Source organism: Sulfuricurvum sp., assembly GCF_028688295.1.
Classification (GTDB): domain Bacteria; phylum Campylobacterota; class Campylobacteria; order Campylobacterales; family Sulfurimonadaceae; genus Sulfuricurvum.
Genome location: NZ_JAQTYM010000102.1, coordinates 1,847 through 5,097 on the forward strand (window position 1 = coordinate 1,847; position 3,251 = coordinate 5,097).

Here is a 3,251-nt window from a genome sequence, read left to right on the forward strand (position 1 = left end):
GGAGCAGGGGTATTTACTGCCCCTATCGCCTTGCAGTTGTTATGTGAAGTGTTTGAATCACACGACAAGTTGGAGAATCTTCAATCATTTGTGAGTGATAATGCGCAACAAATCTACGGTATTTGTGCGGAATTTAAAGAGGTGGTATTGGTGAAACACGATTTTGTGGTTCCCGAGCTCTATGGCACCGTCGTTCCGATGAAAGCAGGTGAAATTTTGAAATGGTCAATAGAGCGTGTCGACTAAGCTATTACTACTAGAAGATGATTTACTCTTTGGGGAGTCGATCACCGATGTATTGGAAGAAGAGGGATTCGAGGTATGCTTGTGCCGAAATGGTCAAGAAGCTCTCGATGAGACCTATAAAAATCACTTTGATCTCTATCTTCTCGATATTAATGTCCCCCTTATCGATGGATTATCACTTTTAAAAGAGCTTCGCCGAGCGAACGATACTACCCCGACTATTTATCTCACCTCCTATCAAGAGATTGAAACCCTCTCTCAGGCTTTTGAGATCGGCGCGGATGATTACCTCAAAAAGCCATTCAATACCAATGAGTTACTGGTGCGAATCCATGCACTTTTACGTCGAACTAAAGGGAAAGCACGCCATTGCTTTGGGGATCTTTGTTTGGATGATCTTCATAAGTGTGTTTTGCGGGGGGGGAAAGAGATCCCCTTTTCGCTAAAAGAGTATCAACTGATGGCACTCTTTATCCGTAATGCAGGAGAAATCGTTACCAAAGAGATGATTATGGATACCCTCTGGAACCCCTCTGAGATGATCAGTGATGGAGCTATCCGTGTCTATATCAATCGTCTCAAACAAGAGATAGGATCTGAGTCTATCGTCAATATACGAGGCGTAGGATACCGTCTTGTTTCGTAGCTTCACGATTGCATTAGCCTCACTTTATGTAACTACAACGGGTGTTTTGATTGCCGGAATTTATTATGTCCATCAGGTTTTAGGGGTAGAGCAGTGGGGGATCATCGCTTTGGTCTCTTTACTAATTACCCTCGTCGTAGGGGGAGTTTTGGCCAAAATCGCAATTACCCCTCTGCGTGAGCATTTTATCCATTTGGAACGCTTTTCCAAAGAGACACTTCATGAACTGAACCTCCCTATCAATACTATTACGGCAAATGTGGGAATGTTACGTAAAACACATGATGATGAAAAGTCCTTAAAGCGTTTAGAGAGGATTGAGGGAGCGGCAGAAATGCTCAAAGAGCGTTACAATGAACTCGATTATCTGATCAAGAAACAGACGGAGCGCGAAAAAATAGAGTCTTTTGATCTGCGTGAACTTATTGAAGAGCGGTTAGGTTTTTTACGTTCTCTCTATCCAACTGCCCAGTGGCAATTTAACATTGAGCCTTTTAGTGCGAAGTGTGATCGAATTGGTTTGGGCAAGGTGATTGATAATTTAGTCGAAAATGGGGTGAAATATTCACCTCAAACGGCTCATATCACGATAGAATTACACGATAAAACTTTGAGTATTTGTGATCATGGATCTGGGATGGATGAGATTACTCTGATGCGGATTTATGATCGCTATTTCCAAAATGATACTACAATGCCGGGGTATGGAATCGGTTTAAGTTTGGTGAAACGCTATTGTGATCGCCATCATATACAATTAAATGTCGCTTCTCGTGTTGGAGAGGGGACATGTGTCAAATTAGAATTCAAATAAGGGGAATAAGGGATGGAAAATAGTAATTGGTTGGAGTTTGCCCACTCGGCAGTAGATTATGGGATCATTGGTATTTTGGTGATTATGAGTATTGTCTCATTATGGCTTTTTATCGAGAGAATGATGGCGTATGGTTCGGTTAGAATCGAAGAGTATGAGACCAAAGAAGAGCTCGAACTCGATTTAGGAAATAATGTCTCTACTATCGCAACTATCGGTTCCAATGCTCCGTACGTCGGATTACTCGGAACCGTTTTAGGGATTATGATTACCTTTTACAGTCTGGGAGATGTCGGAGCGGTTGATCCGAAGAAAATCATGACAGGTCTCGCACTGGCACTTAAAGCAACCGCAATGGGGCTAGTAGTAGCGATTCCTGCTATCGTATTTTACAATATTTTACTGCGTAAAATGGAGCGTCTTATCACATTATGGGAAATCGATGCCCATAAAAAACAAGGATAATCTATGAAAATGAAACGGATCGATACGATCAACGTTATTCCTTTCATCGATATTATGCTCGTTCTTTTGGTGATGGTACTCACCACAGCGACCTTTATCAAAACAGGTTTAATACCTGTCGATCTCCCTGAAGCTAAAGGAAGTGCCGCAGAGCATAAGCCAAGCGAACTCAAACTTACCATCCAAAAAGATGGAACGTTAATGCTGGGTGAGGAAAAAACAACGATTACCCTTGTTGAGTTTGAACAGCGTGTCGTTGCAGGGGGCAAAGAGATGACGGTTGTCCTTTATAGCGATAAAGAGGCGGCTTTTCAAAATTTTGTCGGAGTTATGGATGTTCTCAAACGTCTGGGGCATGAACAGCTCTATATTGTGACCGATAAGCAGAAATAATCGTGCATCAAATCAGCTCGTTCGTTTATGCACGTGATGAACTCTTGGAATGGGATATCCCCACTGCGCGCTTACCCAACCCTTATCACGATTTTCCCTATATGGTTTTGGAGGGGGTTCTAAGCCCTGCCGAGTGTCGTGCCATTACGGTTGCAGCGTTAGCGGATAACGACTCGGTAGAGGCAGAACTTCGCGGACGTTCACTCGATACTTCGATCCGTAAAACCGATATTCATATACTAAGTGCCGAACATAGAGCGATATATGATCGCCGTTTTGAAGCGGTACGTTCTGAGATAGAAACATTTTTTGCCCTTTCCCTCGCTAAAGGGACGGATGTGCAGGTGTTAGGGTATGAGAGCGGCTCGTTTTACGTCAAACACAGTGATGATTCAAGCGAACTACGAAATGCTCAGGGTGATGTTATTGGGTTTAAAACAGTTGCCCCTGAACGTAAACTTACCACCGTACTTTTTACCACCTCTTATACTCCCCATCCAACCGATCAAGATCATTTCAGCGGGGGGGAACTCCTCTTTAATTATTTGTGCGATCAGCACGGAAATACGATCACCCTCCGTCCCGAAGCAGGAGATATGGTAGTGTTTTTGAGCAATCCTTATTTCTCCCATGAAGTGCTTCCCGTAAAAGAGGGGTTTCGACTTTCACTGGTTCAATGGCATAATG

At 43.1% G+C, this 3,251-nt stretch carries 5 protein-coding genes and 1 pseudogene; all 6 read left to right on the plus strand.

Features of this window, described 5'->3' with window-relative positions:
* Positions 1-246 (plus strand): annotated as a pseudogene (locus PHR02_RS12875) (dihydroorotase); the annotation flags it as partial.
* Positions 236-892: a response regulator transcription factor gene (locus PHR02_RS12880; protein WP_299992619.1), complete on the plus strand. Its 657-nt coding sequence runs from the start codon at positions 236-238 to the stop codon at positions 890-892. The pseudogene PHR02_RS12875 and the gene PHR02_RS12880, both read left to right, overlap by 11 nt.
* Positions 882-1,706: a HAMP domain-containing sensor histidine kinase gene (locus PHR02_RS12885; RefSeq protein ID WP_299992621.1), complete on the plus strand. Its 825-nt coding sequence runs from the start codon at positions 882-884 to the stop codon at positions 1,704-1,706. Before PHR02_RS12880 ends, PHR02_RS12885 begins: the two co-directional genes overlap by 11 nt.
* 12 nt (positions 1,707-1,718) lie before the next feature.
* Entirely contained in the window at positions 1,719-2,171 is a 453-nt protein-coding gene (gene exbB / locus PHR02_RS12890) for a TonB-system energizer ExbB (RefSeq protein ID WP_299992623.1), read from the plus strand.
* Between the two features lie 3 nt (positions 2,172-2,174).
* The gene (locus tag PHR02_RS12895; RefSeq protein WP_299992625.1) at positions 2,175-2,564 is read left to right on the plus strand and encodes a biopolymer transporter ExbD; all 390 of its coding nucleotides are present in this window, start codon (positions 2,175-2,177) and stop codon (positions 2,562-2,564) included.
* Positions 2,565-2,566: 2 nt separating this feature from the next.
* Positions 2,567-3,251, plus strand: a 685-nt coding sequence (locus tag PHR02_RS12900) for a 2OG-Fe(II) oxygenase (RefSeq protein WP_299992627.1), incomplete at its 3' end; no start/stop codon positions are given.